Below are 26,801 nucleotides of genomic sequence, written 5' to 3'. Positions count from 1 at the left end.
AGGTCAGTCCGCCCATGGCCCCCAGAACATGATGTCGTTCACGGTGATCCAACCGTAGATGTAGTTCAGCACATAGGCCGTCGTCACGAATGCCGCGAGAACCGCTGCGCGCAGCAGCAGGCGTCCTCCGCGGAATTCAGCCGGCGCGCTGTCAGCCTGCCCCGGCACCATCTCGAGCCCCGCCTCGTCATGCGTCCGCACGCCGAAGGGCAGCAGGATGAACGCGCTGAACACGAAGAACAGGAAATAAATGGCGAGGACGCTCGTCCACTGCATCGCCTTGGCTCCTATAGATTGGGGACAATCACGCGGACTTGCGGCCGCTTGCCCGACCACCGTTGCGCAGCCCGCCGTGCTGCAAGCCGTGCGGCTTCGTGCACGCTCTGTTCGTTGCGTCGATCCGCACCGCGCAATTTGCCGATGGCGCTTCTGATATCTGACGTCGCTTCGGTGACGAAATCGGCATAATCTTCGTCGAGCGGTAATCCGAGACTGTCGATCCTGGGATTGAGGTCCCCGTCCAGCGCGACGATCACGACGCCTTCGCGCATGATGCGCCGGCGCATGGCAATCGCCTCTCCATCGGCCGGCACGATTATATCGCCGTCGAGGACGAGGCGGCCGGTGCGGACATCCCCGATTTTTCCGGGTGCGCCTGGAGCCAATCGAACCATGTCGCCATTTTGCTGAACGACCTGATCGGGGATGCCGCTGGCCTTCCCCAACCTACCCTGCTCCTGCATGTGCCGCATTTCGCCGTGAACGGGCACGAGAATGTCGGGACGAAGCCACCCATACAGAGCTTCGAGTTCCGGACGCCCCGGATGGCCGGAAACATGTATCATGCTCTCGCGGTCGGTCACCATGGTGATGCCCCGTTCGGCCAGCTTGTTCTGCACCGCACCGATGGAAATCTCGTTGCCCGGGATCTGACGGCTGGAAAATAGCACCACGTCGCCGCTGACAAGTTCGATTGGGTGATTTTCGTCGGCAATGCGGGCCAGGGCTGCGCGAGGTTCGCCCTGCCCGCCCGTGGCCAGTATCAAAACTTCACCACGGGGAAGGCTCATGGCGCTGTCGAAATCGATAAGCTCAGGCAGATCTTCGAGATAGCCGTTGTCCTGCGCCACTTCGATAATTCGGTCGAGCGACCGCCCCGCAACGCATAGCTGACGGCCAGTCTCGCGCGCTACATCGCCCAGCGTCTGGAGGCGGGCAACATTGCTGGCAAACGTGGTGACCAGAACACGCTTCCCGCTGTGGCGTTGCACCTCTTCCAGCAGACCCTTGTGCACCGCGCCTTCAGATCCGCTCGGGGAAGGATTGAAAACGTTGGTGCTATCGCAAACCAGCGCAAGAACGCCCTCGTCTCCGATTGCGGCCAGTTCTTCTTCAGTGGTCGGCTCGCCGATGATCGGATCTTCATCGAGCTTCCAGTCGCCCGTATGGAACACGCGGCCGTGGGGTGTGTCGATCAGCAAGGCGTTGCCTTCGGCAATAGAGTGCGCCAGCGGAATATACGTTATTTCGAAAGGGCCTACTGTGAAGCTGCCATGATCGGCGTCGATCACCCGCAGTTCCACCCTGCCCACCAAGCCAGCTTCTTCAAGCTTTCGCCGCACGAGGTCAGCCGTGAACGGTGTGGCATAGATCGGCACGTCCAGTTCGGCAGCGAAATACGGTACCGCGCCGATATGATCTTCGTGTGCATGGGTCAGCACGATCGCATCAAGCTTGTCGGCACGATCCTCGATGAATTCCAGATCTGCAAAGACGAGATCCACACCGGGGTATTGGTCTCCCGAGAAGGTCATGCCCAGATCGACCATCAACCATCGGCCCTGACAACCATAGAGATTGACGTTCATTCCGATTTCGCCCGACCCGCCAAGTGCGAGGAAAAGCAGTTCGTCTTCGGGGGTGAAATCCTTCTTCAAGGCGCTCGCTCCGCTAATATGGCCAAACCTTCCAACGTAAGGTCGGCATCGACTGCATCGAACAAGTCGGTATGCTCGTCGAACAGAATGGCCAGTCCGCCTGTTGCAACTACTCTTGCAGGACGACCGATCTCTTTCTTCATTCGGGCAATCAGCCCCTCGATCAAGGCGACATAGCCCCAGAAGACACCGATAAGCATCTGGCTTTCGGTATTGCGTCCGATAACGCTGTCATTGGCGGGTTTTTCTATCGCAATGCGTGGGAGCTTAGCCGTGTTGCCGACCAAGGCATCGAGCGAAAGATTTATGCCGGGTGCAATGATGCCTCCCTTGTAAGCACCGTTGAAATCGATGACATCAAACGTCGTCGCAGTACCGAAATCGACGAGTATCAGGTCACCATCGTATTTCGCATGAGCAGCCAACGTATTTAGCGCCCGATCGGCGCCCAGCGAACTGGGTTGTTCGATGTCCAGCTCGAAGCCCCATTGCGCCCCGTCCTGCCCCGCAATAAGCGGCGTTATGCCGAGATACTTCTCGGAAAGGACAGTGAGATTGTGGATCGCGCGGGGGACGACCGAACCAATGATGACCTGTGTAATGTCGCTCTTGTCGAAGCCCTGAAATTCGGCGAGCTGGAGCAACCACACTGCATACTCGTCTCCCGTTCGGCGCGGGTCGGTTGCTATACGCCAGCGCGACTTTATCTCGCGCCCTTCGATCAGCGCGAAAACAACATTCGTATTTCCGACATCGGCAGCGAGCAACATCGCTCAGTTCCCTTCATTCGCGAGCATTACATCACCTGCGTGGATGGCACGCGTCGAGCCATCCTCCAAGCGCAGTAGCAGGGTCCCTTCTGCTGTAAGACCGTCGAATGCCCCTTCGATACGCTGCTCGCCCGGTACATTAACCGTGAGCGATGCTCCTCTTGGGTGGGCAACACTCTCCCAGCGCCGAATGAGAGGTTCGAGCCCGTAGGTCCGCCAACGATCAAGCTCCTGGTCGAACGCATAGGATAATGAACGTGCGAAGATTTCACGGTCCGGAGGCGGCCCGAAGTTTGTCAACGCAATCGTTTTGCGATCGGGCAAATCCGGAGCGGCGACGAGATTGACCCCCATACCGACGATCACGGCATTCCCTTCCCGCTCGAGGAGGATGCCGGCGAGCTTTGCATTCCGTAGAAGAAGGTCGTTTGGCCACTTGAGCTTCAATAAGCTCGGATCGGCAAGAACGCCCGAAACAGCTTCATATGCGGCCACGCCAGCGACAAGGGCAAGCGTTGCCGGATTGGGATCACGGGGTGACAGGTGCACCACGGTCGAGCCCATGAAGTTGCCGTAACCATCGAACCAGGCGCGCCCCTGACGCCCGCGGCCCGACACCTGTCGGTCGGCTACCAACCACTCGCCTTCGGGCACTGCCATGCCCGCACGCAGTTCGCTAGCAAGGTCCGTATTGGTAGAACCGGTTTCGGTGACGAAGCGGATCACATCGCCGCGACGAAAGAGGCTGCAGCCTGCGCCGTCCAGTCACCAAGCGGCAAGGTAAGGAGGTAACCGAGCGGCGAGATGATTGCGACACAGATCGCAAGCACTGCCCAATGCGACACTGGACTCTCCGCTTCAATCTCGCGCAGCGGCTCATCGAAGAACATGACCTTGATGAACTTCAGATAGTAGAAAGCGCCGATCACGCTTGCGGCTATGCCGATTGCAGCCAGAGCGACAAGATCAGCCTGTACCGCGGCCTGGAAGACGACAAATTTGCCCCAGAAGCCGAACAAGGGCGGAATACCGGCAAGGCTGAACATCAGCGCGAGCAAGGCCCAAGCCAGAGCCGGTCGCTTGGTCGAAAGACCGGATATGTCGGTAAACGTCTCGAGATTGTTGCCGGCGGGATCGCGCAGCATCAACAGGGCAGTGAAGCTTCCGAGAACCATAGCTACGTAGATAGCCAAATAGGTAAGCGATGCAGCCACGCCTGCGGGGGTCGCGGCCGCAAGACCGATGAGAATGAAGCCAACGTTATTGATCGATGAATAGGCAAGCAGGCGCTTGAGGTTCTGCTGGCCAATCGCGCCCAGGGCACCGACCACGATCGAAGCGAGTGCTGCGAAAATGACGATCTGACGCCAACTGTCCACTTCGCCGCCGAACGGATCCATGGCCATGCGCAAAAGCATTGCCATGGCAGCTACCTTTGGCGCGGTAGCGAAGAAAGCCGTGACTGGCGTGGGCGCGCCTTCGTAGACGTCCGGCGTCCACATGTGGAACGGCACGGCGCTAACCTTGAAGGCTAGGCCGGCGAGCACGAAAACCACACCGAACAATGCGCCGGTCGAAAAACCTGCATCGAATGCGGCGCGGATACCTTCGTAATTCGTCGATCCGGTGAACCCATAGACCAGGCTCACACCGTAAAGAATGATGCCGGATGCCAGGGCACCAAGAACAAAATACTTCAGACCGGCTTCACTGGATCGGCTGTCTTCCTTGAGGAAGCTGGCGAGAACGTAGCTCGACAGGCTAGACATCTCGAGACCGATATACAGGGTCATCAAATCGGTGGCGGACACCATCATGCCCATGCCGACAGCATTGAACAGCATCAGCACCGGGTATTCGGCCCGGTAGCTCGCCCGTTGTGTGAAGAAACGCGGTGTAATTACAAGAATGGCCGCAGCGGCTAAATATATCAGGATCTTTGCAAAGCTGCCGAAAGCGTCAGCGCGATAGAGATCGCCATAGGCGCGGCCAGCGACTTCACCTGCGGCCCGTTCAAACAAACCCATACTGAAGATCGCAGCACCGACCAGGGCCGCTACACTGAGGATAGTGACCATCCTGGCCGATTTCGTTCCAGTCCATGCCGCAACCAGCAGCAAAGCGAGCGCCGCGAGCGATAGGCCGATTTCCGCGCCCGTGAGGTAAAAAGACGTCGCGTAAGACATCAGTGCGCCCCCTCTTCGCCATGCGCAGCAGCGACGTAGTTCGCGTTATGCTCGCGCGGGGTGCCGATCACATTGTCGGCGTCGAAATGAGGTGCGGCGCGCGCGATACGCGCTTCTAGAGCGGCAATGTCCTGACGCATGGGGGCAAGAAAGCTTTCGGGGTAAACGCCCATCCACAGCACGGCGGCCGCGATTGGGGCTAACATGGCCCATTCGCGGGCATTGAGGTCGGGCATCCGCGCGGCATCTTCGTTGATTTGTTCGCCAAAAGCCACGCGGCGGTAAAGATAGAGCATGTAGGCAGCACCGAGAATGATGCCGGTGGTGCAAACGAGCGTCACCAGTGTCGAAACCTTGTAAAGACCCGCCAGTGCAAGGAATTCGCCAACGAAGTTGCTTGTGCCCGGCAGTCCGACGGATGCCATCGTGAACAGCATGAAGAACAGCGCATATTTAGGCATGTTGATGGCAAGCCCGCCATACCGTGCAATTTCGCGAGTATGCAGCCGATCGTAGATTACACCCACGCACAGGAAGAGCGCGCCCGACACGAGACCGTGGCCGAGCATGACCATCATTGCACCTTCAAGCCCCTGCGCATTGAAGGCGAACAGACCGGCCGTAACGATCGCCATATGGGCGACCGAGGAGTACGCGATCAGTTTCTTCATGTCGTTCTGCACGAGAGCGACGAGCGAAGTGTAAATCACGGCAACCATCGACAGGATGAAAATGAGCCAGGTAAATTGAGCGCTGGCTTCCGGGAACATCGGCAGACTGAACCGGATAAAACCGTATCCACCGAGTTTGAGCAGAACACCCGCCAGGATCACGGAACCGGCGGTCGGCGCCTGGACGTGTGCGTCCGGCAACCACGTGTGCACCGGCCACATCGGCATTTTCACGGCGAAACTGGCGAAAAAGGCAAGCCAGAGCCAGGTTTGCGCCTGTGGATCGAAATCGTAGTTCAGTAGCGTGGGAATATCGGTCGTGCCTGCTTCATTCACCATCCACATCATCGCGATCAGCATCAGCACCGACCCGAGAAGCGTATAGAGGAAGAATTTGTACGACGCGTAGATACGGTTATCGCCGCCCCAGACACCGATGATAAGATACATCGGAATGAGGCCTGCTTCGAAAAAGATGTAGAACAGGAACATGTCCTGAGCGGCAAAGACGCCGATCATCAGGACTTCCATCAGCAGGAAGGCACTCATGTATTCGCCGACGCGCTTGGTGATCGAATCCCAGCTCGCCAGGATGCAGATCGGCATGAGGAACACACTCAGCATGATCAGCATCAGTGCGATACCGTCGATGCCCAGAGCGTAGCTGAACCCGGCGAATATCTCGGCCCGTTCGACGAACTGCCACTGCGCGCCGCCGATGTCGTAGTTGAGCCACAGCGCGACGCCCAGCGCGAGGTTCGCGAGCGTGGCGACAAGAGCCACCATGCGCGCACTCTGCGCACCGAGGAACAGGCAAGCAATGGCGCCGACGAGCGGAACCGCGAGCATCAGAGAGAGGATGGGAAACTCCATCAGAACAGCATCCAGGTGATCGCCGCGACAAGCCCGAGGAGCATCACTAGCGCATAACTATAAAGATAACCGGTCTGGAACCTCTTGGCACCAACGGCGCCCTTCTCGACCACCCAGGCAACGCCGTTTGGACCGAACCGGTCGATCGTGCCGACATCGCCGAGCTTCCAGAACTGGCGGCCAAGCCAGAAGGCCGGCACAACGAAAAGGTAGTGATATAGCTCGTCGAAATACCACTTGTTGTAGAGGAAACGGTAAACCGGGCCGAGCTGTTCGGCAGCTTTCGCCGGCACCGATGTATCCTTGATATAGGCATACCACGCGACAATCAGTCCAAGTAGCATCACGATAAAGGCGGCATACTTCACGAGATACGGCACACCATGCATCGCATGGATCAGCGGTTCGTTATAGAAGATCGAGCTACCCCAGAACGCTGCATCGTCGAGGAATGTCGGTGCAAAAACCTGTCCGGCCAGCACTGCTCCCACCGAAAGGATGACGAGCGGGATGAGCATCGTCAGCGGGCTTTCGTGCGGATGATAGCCTGCCGTGCCTGCTTCGTAATCCTTGGACGGCACTGGATGATGTGCATCATGCCCGGCGTCTTCCTGCGATGCAGGATTGTGTTCGTCCGATGCATCGTGGCCATGGTGGACGGCGTGCTGAATATGCTCACTCTCTGCCCAGCGCGGCTTGCCCCAAAACGTCAGGAACATGAGCCGCCAGCTGTAGAAACTGGTCAGCAGAGCTGCGAACGTACCCATCCAGAAAGCGAAGTTACCGAGCTCCGTGCCGCGCCCGTAGGCCACCTCGAGGATGGCATCCTTCGACCAAAAACCGGCAAAGCCTGCGCCAAGATGATAGATGCCAACACCGGTGATCGCGAGCGTACCTGCCATCATCGCCCAGAATGTGAGTGGGATGTGCTTACGAAGCGCTCCGTAATAGCGCATATCCTGCTCGTGGTGCATCGCATGGATGACGGATCCGGCGCCCAAGAATAGCAGCGCCTTGAAAAAGGCGTGCGTGAAAAGGTGGAACATCGCCGCGCCATAAGCGCCGACGCCCGCAGCGAAGAACATGTAGCCGAGTTGCGAACAGGTCGAGTACGCGATCACACGCTTGATGTCCCACTGCGTCGTGCCAACGGTCGCTGCGAAAATGCAAGTAGCCGCACCGACAAAGGTGACCATACCGAGCGCCACTGGAGCCGCTTCGAACATCGGGGACAGACGACACACCATGAATACGCCTGCCGTCACCATGGTGGCGGCGTGGATCAGTGCCGATACAGGCGTTGGGCCCTCCATCGCGTCGGGAAGCCAAGTGTGCAGGCCAAGCTGCGCAGACTTGCCCATCGCACCAATGAAAAGGAGGATGCACAGAACATCCATTGTCTGAACGGTGTATCCCAGGAAGCCGATAGTCGCTCCGCTCATGCCCGGCGCAGCGGCAAGGATTTCACTGATCGATACGGTGTCGAACACCAGGTAAGTGCCGAATATCCCGAGCATGAAGCCAAGGTCGCCCACGCGGTTGACGACGAAAGCCTTGATAGCAGCAGCGCCAGCGCTCGGTTTCCGGAACCAGAACCCGATCAGCAGATAGGACGCGAGGCCAACGCCTTCCCAACCGAAGAACATCTGAACCAGATTGTCTGCCGTCACCAACATCAGCATGGCGAAGGTGAACAGCGAGAGATAGGCGAAGAAGCGCGGCTGGTCCGGGTCTTCGTCCATATAGCCCCAGCTGTAAAGGTGGACGAGAGCCGATACAGTGTTGATCACCACCAGCATGATCGCGGTCAGTGTGTCGACCCGAAGTGCCCAGTCGAACGTCAGGGTGCCGGACTGAACCCATTTGAGCACGGGCACGACGGTAGGCTCATACGTACCACCCACGAAGCCCAGGAAAATGGGCCAGCTCAGCGCAGCGCCAATGAAGAGCGCGCCTGTCGTGATCGCTTTTGCGAACACACTCGGCGCAGACTTGTTGGTGAACCCTGCAACGATCGCCGCGATCAGCGGCAGAAAAACAATGATGAGTATCGAATGCACCGTGGCTTACCCCTTGAGCCGGTCGACATCGTCTACCGCGATGGTGCCGCGGCCACGGAAATAGATCACCAGAATGGCGAGCCCGATTGCGGCTTCGGCCGCCGCGACGGTCAGGACGAACATCGCAAATACCTGTCCGACCAGATCGCCAAGAAACGCGCTGAAGGCAACGAGTTGAATGTTAACGCTGAGCAGGATGAGCTCGATCGCCATCAGGATGACGATGATGTTCTTCCGATTGAGGAAGATGCCAAGCACGCCGAGTACGAAGAGCATCGCACTCACCACGATATAATGCTCGATACCGATCACAGCTCGACCCCCTCGCCCACGGTGGGCTGCTTCATGACGGTTGCCTCGTTCGGATTGCGACGAACCTGCTTGGTAATGTTCTGCTGTCCGCGCCCACCGGGGCGCTTGCGGTGCGTCAATACGATCGCGCCGATCATGGCGATTAGCAGTACAAGCCCGGCCGCTTCAAACAGGAAGAGATAGTCGCTGAACAGGACTGCACCGATGCTGGCGGTGTTCGACGCATCGAGGATCGGCGACGTCGCACCACTCGCAACGCCGAGTTCGATCCGTCCGGCCTGGTAGGCGCCGATGCCGAAAATCAGCTCCGCCGCCAAAATAAGCGCAATGATGATGCCGAGCGGGAAGTTCTTTACGAACCCAGCGCGCAGTTCGGCGAAATCGATGTCGAGCATCATCACCACGAAGAGGAACAGCACGGCTACCGCGCCGACATAAACGATGACCAGAAGTGCGGCGATGAACTCAGCCCCAACCAGAACCATCAGGCCGGCCGCGTTGAAGAACGCGAGGATCAGCCAAAGCACCGAATGCACCGGGTTGCGCGCCATGATGACCATGACGGCGCTGGCGATGACGAGCGCAGCGAAAAGATAAAAGGCGAGCGTCTGGATCACGATGTCATATCCCTTGGCGCGGGCCCCTAACGGTACGGCGCATCGGCTTCAAGGTTCGCGGCAATGGCACGCTCCCACTTGTCCCCGTTCGCCAGCAGTTTCGCCTTGTCATAAAGCAGTTCTTCACGCGTTTCGGTGGCGTATTCGAAGTTCGGCCCTTCGACGACTGCATCGACCGGGCACGCTTCCTGGCAGAAACCGCAATAGATGCACTTGGTCATGTCGATGTCGTAGCGCGTGGTGCGACGGCTGCCGTCCTCACGCGGTTCACTTTCGATGGTTATTGCCTGCGCGGGGCAGACAGCTTCGCACAGTTTGCAGGCGATGCAGCGCTCTTCGCCATTGGGATAGCGACGCAGCGCGTGCTCACCCCGGAATCGCGGACTGATCGGGTTCTTCTCGAACGGATAGTTGATCGTCACCTTGGGCTTGAAGAAGTACTTCAGCGTGAGGGCATGCGCCTTCACGAACTCCCACAAGGTAAATGCTTTGATGGTTTGCGCGATACTCATCCGAAATGTCCCGTGGCCATCAGATAGCCCGAAATGACAACAACAAAACCGAGGCTGATAGGAAGGAACACCTTCCAGCCCAGGCGCATCAGCTGGTCGTAACGATAGCGCGGAACCGTCGCCATGACCCAGCTGAACATGAAGAAGAAGAAGAAAGTCTTGAGCAGAAGCCAGACAATGCCGGGCACGTAATACAGTGGTGCCCAGTCAATCGGCGGCAGCCAGCCACCCCAGAACAGCAGGGCATTGAGAATGCACATCAACAGGATGTTGGCATATTCACCCAACCAGAAGAGCGCGAAGCTCATCGAGGAATATTCGGTCTGATAACCGGCAACGAGTTCGCTTTCGGCTTCGGTAAGATCGAAGGGAACGCGCTGCGTCTCCGCGAGCGAGCTAATGAAGAACATTACCCACATCGGGAACAGCAGCGGATGAATGACATAGGCATTGACGATGCCGAGGCCAAACCCTTGCTGAGAGCGTACGATATCATTCAAATTGAATGTACCTGCGAACAGCACCACACAAACCAAGATAAACCCGATCGAGACTTCGTACGAAATCATCTGAGCCGCGGCGCGCATGGCGGAAAAGAACGGATATTTGGAGTTACTGGCCCATCCGCTCATCACCACGCCGTACACCGACAGTGAACTGATCGCGAGAATGTACAGCAGCCCGATATTGATATCGGCGAGTACTGCCGTGGCACTGAAAGGAACGACGGCCCATGCAGCAAGCGCCACCGTGAAGGTAAGGATAGGCGCAAGCAGGAATATGCCCTTGTTCGCCGCGCTCGGAATAATGGTTTCCTGCAGGAAGACCTTCAGACCATCGGCAAAACTTTGCAACAGGCCGAAGGGGCCGACCACGTTCGGCCCGCGACGCAGGTTGATCGCCGCCCAGACTTTGCGATCGACATAGATAATCATCGCCACCGACAGCATTAGCGGCAGAGCAATCAACAGGATGCCGGCAATAGTGGCAACGAACCACGCCCATTCGTAGTTCATGCCGAGGGATTGGAAGAATTCGGTCATTTGTGCTTCCTGCCCTTCCCTGCTTTCTCGCGCGTGGAATAGGCTTCGTTGCGCCAACCATTGGCGGCGCTGGATTTGTTGCTGTTATCGCTGCGGAAGCCGCGCCAGACGGCAAGGCTGCTGGCACCGATGATGGCGAGTGGGATGATCGGGAATGCCATTATTCCGCTGCCTCCGCCAGTTCACCGCCGCCAAGCAGTTCAGCCGAACATTGCTGCATTACTGCGCTTGCCCGCGCAATCGCATTGGTCAGGTAGAAGTCCTTGATCGGATAGGCCGAAATGGTGCCATCCGCCCTGGCATTGGCGGACGCCTTGGGCATAGCACCGAAATAGGCAAGGCCTTCTTCGCCAAGCGCGGGAACTTCGGCGATCATTGCCGCCTGAAGCTCGGCAAAACTGTCGAACCCGACCGAAACGCCCAGAGCGTCGGCAAGGGCGCGGAGAATCGTCCAATCCTCGCGAGCATCACCTGGTGCGAACACGGCCTTCTCGGCGAACTGCACGCGACCTTCCGTATTGACGTAGGTTCCATCCTTCTCGGCGTAGCTCGCGCCAGGCAGGATGATATCAGCCGCATGCGCGCCCTTGTCGCCATGATGGCCGACATAGACTTTCAGCGCATCGGCGAAGGGTTCGAAGTCCATTTCGTCTGCGCCGAGGCTGATGACTACCTTGGGCTTGGCCGTGACGATGTCCTTCATCCCGCCTTTCTGCGCAAAGCCGAGCATCAGCCCGCCCATCCGCGCAGCACTGAAATGCAGAACGTTGAAGCCGTTCCAGCCCTCGCGGACGAGATTGAACTGCTCAGCAAAAGCAAGGCCAGCGTCCAATGCGCCGTGGGCCAGAGCCGCTCCCCCCATGATGATGGCGGGCCGTTCGGCCGAACTGAAGATTTCAGCCACTGCTTCGGGTAGCTCACCCAGCGACGACAGCTCGTCGCCTAGGAATACCGCCGGATACGTCGTGTCCCAGAACGCCCCGATCACGAAAACCTTGGCGCCGCGCTTTACTGCCTTGCGAATGCGCACATTCACCAAGGGTGCTTCCCAGCGAATATGGCTCCCCACGATCAGGATGGCGTCTGCAGTCTCAATACCAGCCAGCGTCGAATTGAAATTCACTGCGGCGAGGTTGGAAACGTCGTAATCCATTCCCGTCTGGCGACCTTCGAGCAGGGACGAACCACTGGCTTTCAACAGAGACTTTGCTGCGAACATCGTTTCGCAATCGACCATGTCGCCCGCAATTGCGGCAATGTCCTTGCCTGGCTTGGCCGTGGCGATCGCTTTGAAGGCCTCGTCCCAGGTCGCGGGCTTTAGTCCGCCCTTCGTGCGCATGAACACTTTGTCGAGCCGACGCCTCGACAGGCCATCGACCTGATAACGTGCCTTGTCGGAAATCCATTCTTCGTTGACGTCATCGTTGATGCGCGGGAGCGCACGCATGACTTCCCGACCACGACTGTCGAGCCGAATGTTGGCACCGATCGCATCGGACACATCGATGCTCAGCGTCTTCTTGAGCTCCCATGGACGCGCTTCGAACGCGTAAGGGCGCGACGTGAGTGCACCGACAGGACACAGATCGATCACATTGGCCGACAGCTCATGCTCAGCCGCCTGCTCGAGATAGGTGGTGATCTGCATGTCCTCGCCGCGACCGACTGCGCCGATCTCGTCGACCCCCGCGATCTCCTCGCTGAAGCGTACACACCGTGTGCAGTGGATACAGCGGGTCATGACCGTCTTGATCAGTGGCCCCATATACTTCTCGGTTACCGCGCGCTTGTTTTCTTCGTAGCGCGAACCACCGCGGCCATAAGCAACCGACTGATCCTGAAGGTCGCACTCGCCGCCCTGATCGCAAATCGGGCAATCGAGGGGGTGATTGATCAGCAGGAATTCCATCACGCCTTCGCGCGCGGTCTTCACCATCGGCGTATCGGTGCGGATCTCCTGCCCCTCGGTCGCCGGTAGCGCGCAGCTTGCCTGCGGTTTCGGCGGCCCAGGCTTTACCTCGACCAGACACATGCGGCAGTTTCCAGCGATACTCAGCCGTTCGTGATAGCAGAAGCGCGGAATTTCCTTCCCGGCAAGCTCGCAGGCCTGCAGGACGGTCGCGCCGTCAGGAGCATCGATTTCCTGTCCGTCTACGGTGACTTTGGGCATTATTCAGCTGCCTCGGCAAACTTGGCGTTGTGTTCTTCGATCCGGCGTTCAAGCTCGGGGCGGAAGTGGCGGATCAACCCTTGGATCGGCCACGCTGCCGCATCGCCCAATGCACAAATGGTGTGACCTTCAACCTGCTTGGTGACTTGCTGCAGCATGTCGATTTCCTCGATCGCAGCATCGCCTGTGCGCAGACGCTCCATCATGCGCCACATCCATCCCGTGCCTTCACGGCAAGGTGTACACTGACCGCAGCTTTCGTGCTTGTAGAAATAGCTGATCCGGGAAATTGCGCGGACGATATCCGTCGATTTGTCCATCACGATGATGCCCGCCGTACCGAGCCCCGATCCCAGATCCTTGAGCCCGTCGAAATCCATCGGCGCGTCCCAGATCTGATCGGCCGGAACGAGCGGAACTGATGATCCACCCGGAATCACAGCGAGCAAATTGTCCTTGCCACCGATGATGCCGCCACAATGCTTTTCGATCAATTCGCTGAACGGGATGCTTAGCGCTTCTTCGACCACGCAGGGCTTGTTTACATGCCCGCTGATCTGGAACAGCTTGGTACCCTTGTTGTTCTCGCGACCGAAAGAGCTGAACCAGCTCGCTCCTCGACGCAAAATGGTCGGCACGACCGCAATGGATTCGACATTGTTGACTGTCGTCGGACAGCCATAAAGGCCCGCACCTGCAGGGAACGGCGGCTTGAGGCGCGGTTGGCCCTTCTTGCCTTCCAAACTCTCGATCATCGCGGTTTCCTCACCGCAGATGTAGGCGCCTGCGCCGCGGTGCAGGAACACATCGAAATCGTAACCCGACTTGCTCGCGTTTTTCCCGATCAGACCAGCATCATACGCTTCGTCGATCGCAGCCTGCAGGGTTTCCGCTTCGCGGATATATTCGCCGCGGATGTAAATGTATGCCGCCCTTGCCCGCATGGCATAACCAGCGACTAGCGCGCCCTCGATCAGCTTGTGCGGATCGTGGCGGATTATCTCGCGGTCCTTGCAGGATCCGGGTTCGGATTCGTCAGCGTTGATGACGAGAAAGCTAGGACGTCCGTCTTTGCTCTCTTTTGGCATGAAAGACCATTTGAGGCCGGTCGGGAAGCCAGCACCACCACGACCACGAAGACCGGAAGCCTTCATTTCCTCGATGATATCGTCATGCCCGCGCGCGATCAGCGACTTGGTGTCATCCCAGTCGCCACGCTGCTGCGCCGCTTTCAGGCCCCAGTCCTGAAAGCCATACAAATTGGTGAAGATGCGGTCCTTATCGGCAAGCATCAGAATGCGCCCCCTTGCGAGAGGAGATAGATTGCGGCGACTGCAATAATCGCGAGTGCGCCAAATTTAACGATACCGACGAGAACCTTCCACGCGATCCACGCGAGTACCAATGCAACGAGGATGGTGACGACTTCCATTACCATTCCCCCCGGTAATCGTGGTTTGCGCCGACCATGTCCTTCAATGTGGTGGGACCACCTTCAGGTTCGCTAGTGCGCTTGCCTTCGATTTGGGTGCCGGTCTTGGGCTGCTTGCCCGCGGCCAGTTCATCGAGAATGGCGTCGAGCCGTTCGGGCGTGAGATCCTCGTAATTGTCGTCGTTTATCTGGACCATGGGCGCGGTAGCGCAATTGCCCATGCATTCGACCTCGGTGAGGGTCCACAAGCCATCGTCAGAGACGTGACCCTTGCTCATGCCACGCTTCTTACAGGTCTCGAACAAGCCGTCGGAACCGCGCAGCATACAGGGTGTCGTTCCGCAAACCTGAACGTGGTACTTACCCACGGGCTTCATATTATACATGAAATAGAAGCTGGCGACTTCGAGTACGCGGATGACAGGCATATCGAGATAGTCGGCGACATATTCGATCACCGGCAGTGGCAGCCAGCCCTGCGTGTTGGTCTCTTCTCCGACCTGCCGCTGGGCAAGGTCGAGCAGCGGCATCACCGCTGAACGCTGGCGCCCTTCGGGATAGCGTGCAATCGCCTTGTCCGCGCGCTCACGGTAGCTTTCGGTAAACTCGAAAGCACCCCAGCGCTCGCGCAGTTCGGGAGTGTCGGGTGCGGGGTTACGGTCGGCCATCAGCGATCACACTCCCCAAAGACGACGTCGATGGCGCCGAGAATGGCAGTGGCGTCGGGCAGCATGTGACCTTTGCTCATAAAATCCATTGCCTGGAGGTGGCTGAAAGCCGTCGGACGTATCTTGCAGCGGTAAGGTTTGTTCGAGCCGTCGCTGACGAGATAGACGCCAAATTCACCCTTTGGGCTTTCTGTCGCCACGTAGACCTCACCGGCCGGCACGTGGAAGCCCTCTGTATACAGCTTGAAGTGGTGGATCAGCGCTTCCATCGACTGCTTCATTTCCGCGCGCTTGGGCGGCGAAACCTTGCGATCGTCAGAGCAGATCGGGCCGCCCGGCATTTGTGCCAGGCACTGCTTCATGATCTTGGCGCTTTCGTACACTTCCTTCACGCGGACCACGAAGCGGTCGTAACAATCCGAATTGGTGCCGACGGGAATGTCGAACTCCATACGGTCGTACACATCGTATGGCTGACTCTTACGCAGATCCCATGGAATACCCGCTGCACGGATCATCGGGCCGGAGAAGCCCCAAGCCACCGCATCGTCCTTGCTCACCACAGCGATATCGACGTTCCGCTGCTTGAAAATGCGATTGTCGAGAACGAGGCTCATGGCATCACCGAACAGTTCGGGCAGCCGCGTGTCGATCCAGTTGCCGATATCGACGAGCAGTTTCTCGGGTACATCCTGATGTACGCCGCCTGGGCGGAACCACGCGCTGTGCATACGCGCTCCAGAAGCGCGCTCGAAGAAATTCAGACAGTCTTCGCGCAGTTCGAAAACCCAAAGGTTGGGCGTCATGGCGCCAACATCCATGACGTGCGCACCGATGTTGAGCATGTGATTGCAGATGCGGGTCAATTCGGCGAACAGTACGCGCAGATATTGAGCGCGCTCGGGCACCTGGACGTTGAGCAGCTTCTCAATCGCAAGAACGTAGCTGTATTCCTGCGCGAGCGGGCTGCAGTAATCGAGCCGATCAAAATAGGGCAGCGCCTGCAGATACGTCTTGTGCTCGATCAGCTTCTCGGTGCCGCGATGCAGCAGGCCGACATGCGGATCGACCCTCTCGATGATCTCACCGTCGAGTTCCATCACCATACGAAGAACTCCGTGCGCCGCAGGGTGCTGCGGTCCGAAATTGATCGTGTAGTTGGTGATCACCTCGTCGCCGGTAGTCGGCGATTCTTCTAGATGCATGGCGTGGCTCATCCGCAGATCCAATTGCCGCTGTAGCTTTGTGATTTGCCGGCTGCATCCCGTACGAGGACATTGGCAGGACGGCGCTGCTGATCACCCTCTGCCGGGGAAACAGTAACGGTAAAACCTTCACCTTCGAAGGTCGTGCCACTATTGACCGCGTCAAGACCACCGACCGATGCATCGACAGTCGTCAGGCTGTCGCCGATCCTGACAACGGCTTTGCCCGGTATCGCACGGTCACTGACACCGCCTGCTATGATCATCTCATCCTTGCCAATCATCAAGGTGCAACCGCCTTCGCGTGCACCAAGATTGACGCCGCCGATATCGCCCAACTTCTGAAGCTGGGTAAGATCGGCACCCTGGGGCGGTTGTGCATTGGCAGTATTGGGCTTGTCCGGATTGGCCATCCCGTCAACTGCCGCCGATTCATTCTGCCCAATACGGTTGGCAAAATCATCGGCGCCCTCCTGCTGGGAGGGTTCTGAAGAACAGGCCGTAAGAGCCAATGGTAGCGCGATAAAAAGAAGCCTACTCATCACTTCGGATCCTTCTTGGCCGCAGCAGGCTTACGCTTCGCCGGGGCACGCTTCTTTTTCGGCTCGGTCGCTTCGGCAGTATCGCTTGTTTTGCCCTTGCGTTTTGGGCGTGCGGGTTGATCCTCGGTAGGCTCCGGCGCGGGAGCCTCTTCACCACCATCTTTCTCGGCGGGTGCTCCCGCAGTGACCTTTTCAGACGCCTGCTTATCAGCCTTGGCCCCAGCACCGGTATCGGATGGCTTCTCGGTCGTCTTGGGCTCATCTACCGGAGACGTATCTGCCTTTTCATCGCCGGGAAGAACGTAATCCGCCCCTTCCCATGGACTCATGAAATCGAACTGTCGAAGATCCTGTGCGAGTTCGACAGGCTCATAGACGACGCGCTTTTCATCTTCCGAGTAGCGCAATTCATGATAGCCCGTAAGCGGGAAGTCCTTGCGGAAGGGATGGCCTTCGAACCCATAATCGGTGAGGATGCGCCGAAGGTCCGAGTTGCCGGCAAAAAGCACCCCGTACATGTCGAATACTTCGCGTTCCAACCATCCCGCATTCGGCCACAGCGTCGTGACAGTAGGAACCGGAGTATCTTCCGAAGCCGAACACTTCACCATGATCCGGCTATTCGTCGTCAAGGAAAGCAGCATGTAGACCACTTCGAACCGTTCGGCACGGCTCGGGTAATCAACACCTGCGATCTCCATCAACTGCTGATACTTGTGCTCGTCGCGCAGCATGCGAAGCACGTCCTCAACGCTGTCACGCTTTACGGTGAGCAACAGCTCTCCGTGTTCCTCATGGGCGCCGAGCAGATGATCGCCCAACGCCTCGCTGAGCGCACTCTTCAGCCCGTCGATCACGGTAAAGCGGGGCGCGGAATGTAACGTTGCCATTCGGCCTTACCTTTCGATCGTTCCCGAGCGGCGAATCTTTCGCTGCAACTGCATGACACCGTACAAAAGCGCCTCTGCTGTCGGTGGGCACCCCGGGACGTAAATGTCGACCGGTACGATCCGGTCGCACCCACGCACGACGGAATAGCTGTAGTGGTAGTAGCCACCCCCATTGGCGCAGCTTCCCATCGAGATGACGTATTTCGGCTCCGACATCTGGTCATAGACCTTGCGAAGGGCAGGCGCCATCTTGTTGCACAGCGTACCGGCAACGATCATCACGTCCGACTGGCGGGGTGAGGCACGTGGGGCGACACCAAAACGCTCCATGTCATAACGCGGCATGTTCACATGAATCATCTCGACCGCACAGCAGGCAAGGCCGAACGTCATCCACCATAGCGAACCGGTGCGCGCCCACTGGAACAGATCTTCGGTGCTGGTGACGAGGAATCCCTTGTCGTTCACCTCGGTCTGAAGCGCATTGAAATAGTCCGCTTCGGGCTGACGCACCTCGCCACCCTGGGCGGCAGGAACAGCGTTGGGCGGAGTGATAATGGTTGAATTGTTCATGGCGTTATTCCCAATCCAGGGCGCCCATCTTCCACTCGTAGGCGAGGCCTACGGCGAGGATGCCGAGAAAGATCATCATACCGATCCAGCCTTCCCACCCTGTGAATTGCAGACTGACTGCCCACGGGAAGAGAAAGGACGCTTCGAGGTCGAACAGCAGGAAGCTGATCGCAACGAGATAAAATTTAACATCAAACTGGCTGCGCGAATCCTCGAATGCGGGAAATCCGCATTCATATTCGCTGTTTTTCTCGGCATTGGGCTTGTGAGCCCCAGTTAGCCGCGAAACACCCATCGGGAGGAATACGAACAATGCCGAAAGACCAACGGCAATGAACAGGAAAATCAGGATGGGCAGGTATTGTTCGAGGTCGACCACGAATGATTCCTAGGCACGGGGAGCTTGTTTTCGCGCCCGCCTCTAGGCCCCTCACCCAGATGGTGCAAGGGTGGAGAAATGCGAACTATTCGCAATAAATCCGCGACATGCGCCGCGCTCCACACCCGGCCCGCTATTTCATCATGGTTTTGACAGCTTTTTCTGTGGCCGCTCCGTATGGCGGCTTGAAGCCGCCCAGTTTGGCAACGTCGATTTTTGGCTGTGTATAGATGCTGCGAGCATGGCTGAACTCGCGAAATCCCTCGACCCCGTGATAGCTGCCCATGCCAGACGGCCCCACTCCACCGAACGGTAGATCATCCATCGAAACGTGGAACAGAACATCATTCACGGTCACGCCGCCACTGATGGTTTTGCTCAGCACCTTCTCGCGCTCGCTGCTGTCCTGTCCGAAATAGTACAGCCCCAGCGGACGGTCGTGCTGGTTCACGTAGTCAATAGCCTCATCGATATCGGCATAGGTCTTTACCGGCAGAACCGGTCCGAAGATTTCTTCCTTCATCACCTTCATGTCTTCGCTGACATTCTTCAGGATCGTCAGCGGCATCTTGCGCGCATTGGTGTTGGAGAAATCCTCGTTGGCGGGATTGACCTCGATCACTTCCGCACCCTTGTCGCGCGCATCTGCTACGATCGCCTGCAGGCGATCAAAATGCCTGTCTGTAACGATGCTGGCATAATCCTCGTTGTCGAGCAGCGAGGGGTACATGGCCGCAGTCCCCTCCCATACACTGTGGATCGCCTCATCCACTTTGCTTTCGGGCACGTATAGATAATCCGGAGCCAGACATATCTGGCCTGCATTCATCATCTTGCCCAGGGCCACGCGTTCCCCAGCCTTCGCGAAATCGGCGCTTTCGCCCATGAATACAGGGGATTTTCCGCCTAATTCGAGCGTCACGGGTACGAGATTTTTGGACGCCGCCTCCATGACCTTGCGCCCTGTTGCGGTCGATCCCGTAAAAACCAGGTGATCGAATGCAAGTTCACTGAAAGCAGCGGCAACTTCCGGCCCCCCGGTGAAGACAGCACATTCGTCTGGCGTGAAATATTCCTCGATAAGTTCCTTGGTGAGCAAACTGGTCTTTTCAGTAAACTCGCTCGGCTTGATCATCGCACGATTACCGGCGGCAAATACCTGCATGAGGGGACCGAAGCTGAGGTTCACCGGGAAATTCCAGGGCGACAATATCCCGACCACACCCTTGGGCTCGTAACGAACCTCTGCCTTTGCTCCGAGCAGGCCCAAGGGAAACTGGACGTGGCGCTTTTCTGCCCGCGCCCACTTGTCCATGTTCTTGAGGCAATATTTTCCGAAATTCGCCGTTCCCGCAATGTCGGTAATCATCGACTGAAGCGGTGAACGGTTTCCGAAATCGGCCGCCATCACCTTGCACAGATCATCGCCGTGCTTTTTCAACAAAGTTATAGCGCGTTCGATGCGATCCCTGCGCAGGTTCATGGGCTCGGGACGCATCTGATGGTGGGCGGAGCGCTGCTTCCTAAGCACGGCTTCCATTGCCGCTCTGCGATCTTCAACCATCCTAAACTCCCTCGGTCCATGTTGCGTCGCAGCGACGCACATCCTATCTCGGCAGCGAGATATTCCAGAACACAAGGACCAGCACAAGCATGCCCCAGTTCAGCGCATCCGATCCCGTCGTCATTCTGTCTTATGCCCGGACCCCAATGGGGGGAATGCAGGGCGCGCTCGCGGATGTTTCGGCAACCGATCTCGGCGCGACAGCGGTTAAAGCAGCGGTCGAACGCTCGGGTGTTTCCGCCGATAAGTTTGATCGCACCTACATGGGCTGCGTTCTTCCTGCAGGTCTCGGTCAGGCCCCTGCGCGGCAAGCGTCCATCAAGGCCGGCCTCCCGAAGTCGGTTCAGGCAACCACAGTCAACAAGGTCTGCGGCAGTGGCATGCAGACTGTTATCATGGGCGCAGAAGCGCTGGCGAGCGGCACCATCGATTACGTCGTGGCCGGTGGCATGGAAAGCATGACCAATGCGCCATATCTGCTGAAGAAGCACCGTAGCGGTGCGCGCCTCGGACATGACACTGCTTACGATCACATGTTCCTCGACGGCCTGGAAGATGCGTACGAAGAAGGCCGTGCGATGGGCACTTTCGCCCAGGACACGGCAAACGAGTACCAGCTCACCCGCGAAGAAATGGACGCTTATTCGATTGAATCGCTCCGACGTGCAAACGCGGCCATCGAAAACGGCGCATTCGCTGGGGAAGTTGTGCCGGTCACCTTCTCCACCCGCGCCGGCGAAGTAACTGTCGAACACGACGAGCAGCCCGGAAAGGGCAAGCCCGACAAGATTCCTACGCTACGTCCGGCTTTCGCCAAGGATGGGACAATTACGGCTGCGACTTCGTCCTCGATTTCGGACGGCGCCGCCGCCGTTGTGCTGACCCGTGAGAGTGTTGCGGAGAAAAATGGACAGACCCCCGTCGCCCGGATTGTTGCCATGGCAGCCCATGCCCAGGCACCATCCGAATTCACGGTTGCTCCGGTCGGCGCTATTAACAAGGTTCTCGAAAATGCCGGATGGTCGGCTGACGACGTCGACTTGTGGGAAGTGAACGAGGCCTTTGCCTGCGTCGCGATGTTCGCCATGCGTGACATCGGCATCCCTCACGACAAGATCAACGTGAATGGCGGTGGCACGGCGCTTGGACACCCTATCGGGGCGAGCGGTACGCGGATTATCGTCACCCTTCTCAACGCACTTAAGGAACAGGGGAAGAAGCGCGGAATCGCATCCCTCTGCATCGGTGGCGGTGAAGCGACGGCGGTGGCGGTCGAACTCGTCTGATTTTCGGGACCCTCCCCCTTTCGCGCGCGTTGTGCCCGCGAAAGGGAGAACCGATGAAAAAGCTTATGGTCTTCGCCGCTTGCGCTGCGCTCGCCGCATGCGGTTCGAAAGAGGAAAAAACGCCGGAATCCACCAACACCGCGGCTGCAACCGCTAGCGGGACTGCTACGGGTGACGTAACCGGCACTTACGAAATCAAATTAGCCGATGGCAGTGTAACGCTGCAAACCATCAACTCGGACGGAACATACGTCGAGACTACGCCAGACGGTGATCGAACCGGTGGCGGCAAATGGCGAACCGGTGATGACGGTGCGATGTGCTTCGATCCGGAAGGTAACGAAAGCGAAGAATGCTACACCGGCGCAGCCCCCGGAGAAGACGGCAGCTTTGCAATGCAGGATGAGGATGGCAACACGACTACGGTGCGCAAGGTCAATGGCGGCGCTACACCCACAAGTACTCCGGGCACCTAGATGGCCAGCAGATCGGGGCGTTTGCCATCGCGCTTTTCGACGGCCTTTACCCTGACGCTGGCGGGCCTGCTCGTGACGGGTTGCGGTCAAGAAACAGAAGCCCCCTACGCATACGACACCACCGAAAACGATGAAAAAGCTCCCTCGCCAGATGCCTATGTCTTGGCACCCGGAGTCTACTCGATCGAGAGCAGCGACGGCAGTCTCTATTTCCAGATGGTGATAGAACAGGATGGTACCTATCTGACACGCGATCCGGATGGTGAGACAATCGTAACAGGCCGATGGCGCGACGATCGCGGAAAAGCGTGCTTCGATCCGTCCGGTGCGGGAGAAGACAAGCAAGAACGCTGCTGGATCAATTCGTCCCTCTCCGAAGATGGCACGTTCACTACAACGGGTGTCGATGGTAGCGATAGCTACACCGTTCGCCCCGTAGCGAACTGAGGGTTACGGAGGTCCCGCCCCCCAGAGGCGGGACGCAAGAATATATCCCCGCCGGCCCCCGATGGAAAATTCACACCAGCCATCGTCGCAATCGCCAAGTACGCCCACGACGCCAGGTGCAACGCGCCATTTGATGTCCGACCCTGAAGACGCACCGTCGCGCAATTCGGTCGACGCGTCTCCTATCACGATGGCGCCCCGATCTGGACTCAACAGGCGGGCGACAACCCAGCCCCGCGCGCCGTCCGGATCTTCGATCAGACGCCAGCCCTCCATCAGCCTCACAACCTTCACTGGCAGGCCCGGACGATGGTAGACCCAATCAATACGATAGTCCGCGCTCGGCCCTACTCGCATGTTAAGCTCGCTAGCCCTTATGGTGGCCCAATAGGGCACATCGCGGTCCTGAGCCTGCACTGTGCTGGCCAAACCGAGAAGAACAAGAAAGGGAAGAAAAAGTCGCATGACCATGCAGTCACGAATTGAAGAAATTTGGCGAACAGTCAACGCGATTGGCAACAGCTTCCCCGCCCAAATCCTTGACCATCGACCCGGCGCCGTCCTAGCGATGCAATTCGATGGCAAGCACCAACTCTACGCACTCCAAACGTCTCGAACGTAAGCCCCGGGTATTCGTCACGCGGCATTTGATGCCAAGCGTGGAAGACCGCATGGTCGACCTATTCGATGTCGTGCTCAATGCGGACGACAACCCGCTAACACGTGATGATCTGACCGCAGCTATGAAAGATTGCGATGTGCTGGTCCCGACAGTGACGGACCGGATCGACACCGATATGATAACCGCCGCCGGAAAGGACCTCGGTCTGATCGCCAATTTCGGCGCAGGAACGGAGCATATCGACCTTGAAGCCGCAGCGGAGCGCCATATTCTCGTCACCAATACGCCAGGCGTATTCACTGACGATACTGCTGATCTTGCCATGGCAGGGATCATTGGCGTGCCGCGCCGTATCCGCGAAGGTGTCGAGCTCATCAGGAGCGGTGAATGGTCCGGCTGGACGCCAACTGCCCTACTTGGCGCAAAGCTCGCTGGGAAGGTTCTGGGCATCGTCGGTATGGGCCGCATAGGCCAGGCTGTCGCGCATCGTGCCCGCGCTTTCGGATTGGAAATCGCTTACCACAATCGCAAACGGCTGCCCGAAGCCGTTGAGCGTATGTTCAGCGCCCGTTGGGTGGACAGCCTCGATGGACTGATGTCGGAGGCCGACATCCTGACGCTGCACTGTCCAGCAGGTCCGGATACGCATCACATGATCGACGCACAGAGGATCGGCCTGATGAAAGATGGGTCAAGCCTAATCAATACGGCGCGCGGCGACCTCGTCGATCAGGAAGCGCTCATCGCGGCTTTAGAGGTTGGAAAACTTGCGGGAGCAGGTCTCGATGTCTATCCGGACGAGCCGCATGTCGATGCCCGCCTGATCCGGCATCCGAATGTGATGACCCTTCCCCATATTGGAAGTGCCACCCTCGAAGGGCGCGAAGAAAGCGGCATGAAGGTCATCGCCAACATTCGTATGTGGGCGGATGGCCACCGACCGCCCGATCAGGTCCTGACCGGGCTGGCCTGAACAGTCAGAGACGTTTTTCGTAGAAGACGTTGAATTCCGTTTCGACATAATTGCCGAAGGCGCTTCGCCGAGCGAAGCCATTTCGCAGGTAGAGGCGGTTTGCCGGTTCGAAGACAGGTCCCGTTCCGGTTTCCAGCACCAAGAGTTTCAAAGACCTGTCTCGGGCGGCAAACGTGATCGCGTCCAGCAATGCCTGCCCCACACCGCGGCGAAGTGCCAGTTCCTTTGTACGCATGGACTTGATCTCGCCCATTGCCGACGAAAGCTGCATGAGCGCTCCAATGCCAAGCAACTCGCCGTCCTGCCTTGCATCGAAGACCGTCACATCGGGTCGTTCGAGGCCGCTGAGATCAAGGGCGAACGACGTTCCTGGCGGCGATGCATTATACATTTGCCGCTGATGCAGAGCGATTAGATCGCGAACATCGGCGTCGGCGAAGTTGGCAACGCCGACCTCCAAATCAGTCACCTGTCAGGATACGGTCGACCAGTTCCTTCACGGTCGGCGTGAAATTATTGGAATAGAACGGGTCTAGTTTAAAGCGATAGGCAGCATGCCCCGCAAAGGCGAGATTCTCGTCCGGATCGCCCCCATGGGCGATATCCTGGAGAGTCTTTTGAATACAGAAGCTTCGCGGATCGGCGAGCCGGCCGGTTGTGTGATTATCGTGATCTTTCCAGCTGCTGAACTGGCAGTGCGACAGACACCCCATACAGGCTTGCTGGTCCTCACGAATTTGCTCAGCGCTTTCCGGGGTCACGAAGACCACTGTATCGTCGGGAGTTTTCAGCGGCTCGGAAAATCCTTCGTGCATCCACGACAGCGCCTTGCGCTGGTCGCCAGGATGAACCCAAAAATACTTGGCTTTACCGTGATCCGACAGTGGAACGGTGCCATCTTCCTCATCGCGCTTGAAAATTGGAATTTGCCGATCCGACCGATGCATCAGGTCGTAGAGGAAGGGGGTCTTTACCGCACTGGAATAAAAGCCTGTCGGGCTGAATTTGTGCAGCAGCACATCACCCGGTTCCACCGTGCGAAGCATGTCCTTCCAGATCTGCGGGATCGGGCTCTCATGCGTCAGCAACGGACGAGTTCCGAACTGGAACATGATCTTGCCGATTTCGGGATTGTCGATCCAGTCGTTCCATTCGCGCAGGAACCACACGCCGCCCGCCATGACGATGGCGGTATCTTCCGACACGCCTTCCTTGCGCATAGTCTCGCGCAGCGCAGCGACACGAGGGTATGGATCTTCAGGCTTGGTCGGATCTTCGGCGTTGGACAGGCCGTTATGTCCGCCGGCCAACCAGGGATCTTCATAGACCACGGCTGCCATGAGATCGGGAACCTTGGAGTAGCTGCGCTTCCACAATGCCCGAAAGGCACGGGCCGAGGAAACGATGGGCAGATAGTGGACGTTGTAACGCGCCGCGATTTCCGCAAGTTTATACGGCATACCTGCGCCGCAAGTCACGCCGGTGACCAATCCCGGGCAGTTTTCGAGCACACCTTCCAGAACCTGCTGCGCACCACCCATTTCCCACAGCACGTTGATATTGATGGCGCCCTTGCCACCGGAAATTTCATGGGCGCGCTTCACCTGTTCGGTCGCGCCGTCTATGGCATAACGAACCAGTTGCTCGAACCGCTCCTTACGCGTCGCCTGCGGGTAAACTTGGGGGATCGGATTGCCATCGTCGTCGTAGCTGTCAGCATTGACTGCGCTGACAGTTCCAATGCCGCCCGCTGCTGCCCATGCGCCGGAGCTCAGATGGTTGGTTGCGGAAACGCCCTTGCCACCTTCGACCAGTGGCCAGACTTCCTTGCCGCCATAGCTTATCGGCTCCAGACCCTTGAAACTCATTGAATTACGCTTTCTTTTCTTTGCGGGCGCCCTGCGCCTCGTTGCCCAGCGCGGCACGTTCGCCGCGGCATGGCTGTATCTCTCCGGGTTCCGGCCTCGTAGCGGCTGCCTTGAACTGTGCATAGTACCCGGCCAGTTCAGGCGAATCTTTGAAGGTGACGAGTTCATACCCTGCGGCTTTGAACTCGCAGCTTAACAGCAAGGGATCGATCCCGTGCTTGTCCGTCGCACGATCGATGTCGACCACGATCACCTGCCCACCTTTTCTTAAGGCAGGCCACATGCGCCACAGAAATTCGTAAGGTTGTGCGATCTCGTGATACATGTGCACCATGAAGATGCGGTCGAAACTGTTTTCCGGCAGCTTGGGATCAGCCAGCTCGCCCTGCCGGATCGATACGTTTTCAAGCCTTTGCCGTTCGATCCGCCGGCCCAAATGGTTGAGAGCATCGCGATCGATATCCTGCGCCAACACCCGCCCATCCGCGCCAACCCGTTCCGCAAGTCGGACGGTGTAATAGCCGTTTCCAGCGCCAATATCGGCCACCGTCATTCCGTCTTCTATTTCGGCGAGGTCCATCACCGTCTTCGCTTCGCCGCGACTGTCTCGCTGGTCTTCAGTCGAAAACTGGTTCGAACCCAGGTCGGACACAGCCCTGTCTGGCTCAGGAAAGCGCGGCTCGTCGTCACCGACGAGAACCTGCCCCTTGCACGCGCCAAGCATG

General features: G+C 58.1%; 30 protein-coding genes. 4 read left to right on the top strand and 26 right to left on the bottom strand.

What is annotated here, in order from left to right:
• Positions 1 to 3: 3 nt before the first annotated feature.
• The 22 genes from ACIGGE_RS15140 to ACIGGE_RS15035 form a co-directional block, all read right to left on the bottom strand.
• Positions 4 to 276 (bottom strand): DUF1467 family protein, encoded by a 273-nt coding sequence (locus tag ACIGGE_RS15140; RefSeq protein WP_103023770.1) that lies wholly within the window; start codon positions 274 to 276, stop codon positions 4 to 6.
• An 11-nt stretch (positions 277 to 287) separates the two neighbouring features.
• Complete coding sequence (locus tag ACIGGE_RS15135; protein ID WP_397490972.1) at positions 288 to 1,937, bottom strand: ribonuclease J; 1,650 nt, start codon at positions 1,935 to 1,937, stop codon at positions 288 to 290.
• Entirely contained in the window at positions 1,934 to 2,707 is a 774-nt protein-coding gene (locus ACIGGE_RS15130; RefSeq protein ID WP_397490971.1) for a type III pantothenate kinase, read from the bottom strand. Before ACIGGE_RS15130 ends, ACIGGE_RS15135 begins: the two co-directional genes overlap by 4 nt.
• 3 nt (positions 2,708 to 2,710) lie before the next feature.
• Positions 2,711 to 3,433 (bottom strand): biotin--[acetyl-CoA-carboxylase] ligase, encoded by a 723-nt coding sequence (locus ACIGGE_RS15125; protein WP_397490970.1) that lies wholly within the window; start codon positions 3,431 to 3,433, stop codon positions 2,711 to 2,713.
• Positions 3,430 to 4,893: an NADH-quinone oxidoreductase subunit NuoN gene (gene nuoN, locus ACIGGE_RS15120; RefSeq protein ID WP_397490969.1), complete on the bottom strand. Its 1,464-nt coding sequence runs from the start codon at positions 4,891 to 4,893 to the stop codon at positions 3,430 to 3,432. The genes ACIGGE_RS15125 and nuoN overlap by 4 nt, the downstream gene beginning before the upstream one ends.
• Positions 4,893 to 6,437: an NADH-quinone oxidoreductase subunit M gene (locus ACIGGE_RS15115; RefSeq protein ID WP_397490968.1), complete on the bottom strand. Its 1,545-nt coding sequence runs from the start codon at positions 6,435 to 6,437 to the stop codon at positions 4,893 to 4,895. The genes nuoN and ACIGGE_RS15115 overlap by 1 nt, the downstream gene beginning before the upstream one ends.
• The gene (gene nuoL / locus ACIGGE_RS15110) at positions 6,437 to 8,497 is read right to left on the bottom strand and encodes an NADH-quinone oxidoreductase subunit L (RefSeq protein ID WP_397490967.1); all 2,061 of its coding nucleotides are present in this window, start codon (positions 8,495 to 8,497) and stop codon (positions 6,437 to 6,439) included. Before nuoL ends, ACIGGE_RS15115 begins: the two co-directional genes overlap by 1 nt.
• A 6-nt stretch (positions 8,498 to 8,503) precedes the next feature.
• The gene (nuoK, locus tag ACIGGE_RS15105) at positions 8,504 to 8,809 is read right to left on the bottom strand and encodes an NADH-quinone oxidoreductase subunit NuoK (protein ID WP_103023764.1); all 306 of its coding nucleotides are present in this window, start codon (positions 8,807 to 8,809) and stop codon (positions 8,504 to 8,506) included.
• Positions 8,806 to 9,426, bottom strand: coding sequence for an NADH-quinone oxidoreductase subunit J (locus ACIGGE_RS15100; RefSeq protein WP_103023763.1), 621 nt, complete (start codon positions 9,424 to 9,426; stop codon positions 8,806 to 8,808). Before ACIGGE_RS15100 ends, nuoK begins: the two co-directional genes overlap by 4 nt.
• Positions 9,427 to 9,452: 26 nt before the next feature.
• A complete protein-coding gene (nuoI, locus tag ACIGGE_RS15095; protein WP_050601230.1) occupies positions 9,453 to 9,938 on the bottom strand; it encodes an NADH-quinone oxidoreductase subunit NuoI in 486 nt (161 codons plus the stop codon).
• The gene (gene nuoH / locus ACIGGE_RS15090; protein ID WP_103023762.1) at positions 9,935 to 10,981 is read right to left on the bottom strand and encodes an NADH-quinone oxidoreductase subunit NuoH; all 1,047 of its coding nucleotides are present in this window, start codon (positions 10,979 to 10,981) and stop codon (positions 9,935 to 9,937) included. Before nuoH ends, nuoI begins: the two co-directional genes overlap by 4 nt.
• A complete protein-coding gene (locus tag ACIGGE_RS15085; protein WP_158246629.1) occupies positions 10,978 to 11,142 on the bottom strand; it encodes a hypothetical protein in 165 nt (54 codons plus the stop codon). Before ACIGGE_RS15085 ends, nuoH begins: the two co-directional genes overlap by 4 nt.
• Complete coding sequence (nuoG, locus tag ACIGGE_RS15080; RefSeq protein WP_397490965.1) at positions 11,142 to 13,151, bottom strand: NADH-quinone oxidoreductase subunit NuoG; 2,010 nt, start codon at positions 13,149 to 13,151, stop codon at positions 11,142 to 11,144. The genes ACIGGE_RS15085 and nuoG overlap by 1 nt, the downstream gene beginning before the upstream one ends.
• A complete protein-coding gene (nuoF, locus tag ACIGGE_RS15075; protein ID WP_196846070.1) occupies positions 13,151 to 14,443 on the bottom strand; it encodes an NADH-quinone oxidoreductase subunit NuoF in 1,293 nt (430 codons plus the stop codon). Before nuoF ends, nuoG begins: the two co-directional genes overlap by 1 nt.
• Positions 14,443 to 14,583, bottom strand: coding sequence for a hypothetical protein (locus ACIGGE_RS15070; protein WP_158246628.1), 141 nt, complete (start codon positions 14,581 to 14,583; stop codon positions 14,443 to 14,445). The genes nuoF and ACIGGE_RS15070 overlap by 1 nt, the downstream gene beginning before the upstream one ends.
• Positions 14,583 to 15,251, bottom strand: a complete 669-nt coding sequence (nuoE, locus tag ACIGGE_RS15065; protein WP_103023759.1) for an NADH-quinone oxidoreductase subunit NuoE — start codon at positions 15,249 to 15,251, stop codon at positions 14,583 to 14,585. The genes ACIGGE_RS15070 and nuoE overlap by 1 nt, the downstream gene beginning before the upstream one ends.
• Positions 15,251 to 16,456: an NADH-quinone oxidoreductase subunit D gene (locus ACIGGE_RS15060; protein ID WP_369828427.1), complete on the bottom strand. Its 1,206-nt coding sequence runs from the start codon at positions 16,454 to 16,456 to the stop codon at positions 15,251 to 15,253. Before ACIGGE_RS15060 ends, nuoE begins: the two co-directional genes overlap by 1 nt.
• A gap of 8 nt (positions 16,457 to 16,464) precedes the next feature.
• Positions 16,465 to 16,998, bottom strand: a complete 534-nt coding sequence (locus ACIGGE_RS15055) for a hypothetical protein (protein ID WP_397490964.1) — start codon at positions 16,996 to 16,998, stop codon at positions 16,465 to 16,467.
• Entirely contained in the window at positions 16,998 to 17,888 is an 891-nt protein-coding gene (locus ACIGGE_RS15050; RefSeq protein WP_397490963.1) for an NADH-quinone oxidoreductase subunit C, read from the bottom strand. Before ACIGGE_RS15050 ends, ACIGGE_RS15055 begins: the two co-directional genes overlap by 1 nt.
• Before the next feature lie 6 nt (positions 17,889 to 17,894).
• Positions 17,895 to 18,461: an NADH-quinone oxidoreductase subunit B family protein gene (locus tag ACIGGE_RS15045; protein ID WP_173830024.1), complete on the bottom strand. Its 567-nt coding sequence runs from the start codon at positions 18,459 to 18,461 to the stop codon at positions 17,895 to 17,897.
• A gap of 4 nt (positions 18,462 to 18,465) precedes the next feature.
• Entirely contained in the window at positions 18,466 to 18,840 is a 375-nt protein-coding gene (gene ndhC, locus ACIGGE_RS15040) for an NADH-quinone oxidoreductase subunit A (RefSeq protein WP_103023755.1), read from the bottom strand.
• 133 nt (positions 18,841 to 18,973) lie between these two features.
• Complete coding sequence (locus ACIGGE_RS15035) at positions 18,974 to 20,404, bottom strand: coniferyl aldehyde dehydrogenase (protein WP_397490962.1); 1,431 nt, start codon at positions 20,402 to 20,404, stop codon at positions 18,974 to 18,976.
• A gap of 89 nt (positions 20,405 to 20,493) precedes the next feature.
• On the opposite strand from ACIGGE_RS15035, the gene ACIGGE_RS15030 reads away from it, so the two are divergent.
• Genes ACIGGE_RS15030 through ACIGGE_RS15020 form a run of 3 tightly spaced genes read left to right on the top strand, consistent with a single transcriptional unit; the run spans position 20,494 to position 22,613 of the window.
• Positions 20,494 to 21,690, top strand: a complete 1,197-nt coding sequence (locus ACIGGE_RS15030; RefSeq protein ID WP_375245597.1) for a thiolase family protein — start codon at positions 20,494 to 20,496, stop codon at positions 21,688 to 21,690.
• A 53-nt stretch (positions 21,691 to 21,743) separates the two neighbouring features.
• Entirely contained in the window at positions 21,744 to 22,166 is a 423-nt protein-coding gene (locus tag ACIGGE_RS15025; protein WP_221598351.1) for a hypothetical protein, read from the top strand.
• Positions 22,167 to 22,613, top strand: coding sequence for a hypothetical protein (locus tag ACIGGE_RS15020; RefSeq protein ID WP_375245595.1), 447 nt, complete (start codon positions 22,167 to 22,169; stop codon positions 22,611 to 22,613).
• Positions 22,614 to 22,616: 3 nt separating this feature from the next.
• Here ACIGGE_RS15020 and ACIGGE_RS15015 read toward each other — a convergent pair whose 3' ends face one another.
• A complete protein-coding gene (locus tag ACIGGE_RS15015) occupies positions 22,617 to 22,970 on the bottom strand; it encodes an SH3 domain-containing protein (protein WP_397490961.1) in 354 nt (117 codons plus the stop codon).
• A gap of 221 nt (positions 22,971 to 23,191) precedes the next feature.
• On the opposite strand from ACIGGE_RS15015, the gene ACIGGE_RS15010 reads away from it, so the two are divergent.
• Positions 23,192 to 24,208 (top strand): 2-hydroxyacid dehydrogenase, encoded by a 1,017-nt coding sequence (locus tag ACIGGE_RS15010; RefSeq protein ID WP_397490960.1) that lies wholly within the window; start codon positions 23,192 to 23,194, stop codon positions 24,206 to 24,208.
• 4 nt (positions 24,209 to 24,212) lie between these two features.
• Here ACIGGE_RS15010 and ACIGGE_RS15005 read toward each other — a convergent pair whose 3' ends face one another.
• From ACIGGE_RS15005 to ACIGGE_RS14995, 3 genes are read right to left on the bottom strand one after another with little or no spacing between them, the layout of a single operon-like run.
• Positions 24,213 to 24,677 (bottom strand): GNAT family N-acetyltransferase, encoded by a 465-nt coding sequence (locus ACIGGE_RS15005; protein ID WP_234003158.1) that lies wholly within the window; start codon positions 24,675 to 24,677, stop codon positions 24,213 to 24,215.
• Entirely contained in the window at positions 24,670 to 26,076 is a 1,407-nt protein-coding gene (locus tag ACIGGE_RS15000; protein WP_103023748.1) for a nitronate monooxygenase family protein, read from the bottom strand. The genes ACIGGE_RS15005 and ACIGGE_RS15000 overlap by 8 nt, the downstream gene beginning before the upstream one ends.
• Positions 26,077 to 26,080: 4 nt before the next feature.
• Positions 26,081 to 26,800, bottom strand: a complete 720-nt coding sequence (locus tag ACIGGE_RS14995) for a class I SAM-dependent methyltransferase (protein ID WP_397491014.1) — start codon at positions 26,798 to 26,800, stop codon at positions 26,081 to 26,083.
• Between the last annotated feature and the right edge of the window lies 1 nt (position 26,801).

It is taken from the genome of Qipengyuania sp. NPDC077410, assembly GCF_044543405.1.
Taxonomy (GTDB): Bacteria; Pseudomonadota; Alphaproteobacteria; order Sphingomonadales; family Sphingomonadaceae; genus Qipengyuania; species Qipengyuania pacifica.
Note: the sequence above shows the minus strand (reverse complement) of the source record. Positions and strands in the feature narration are given on the sequence as shown.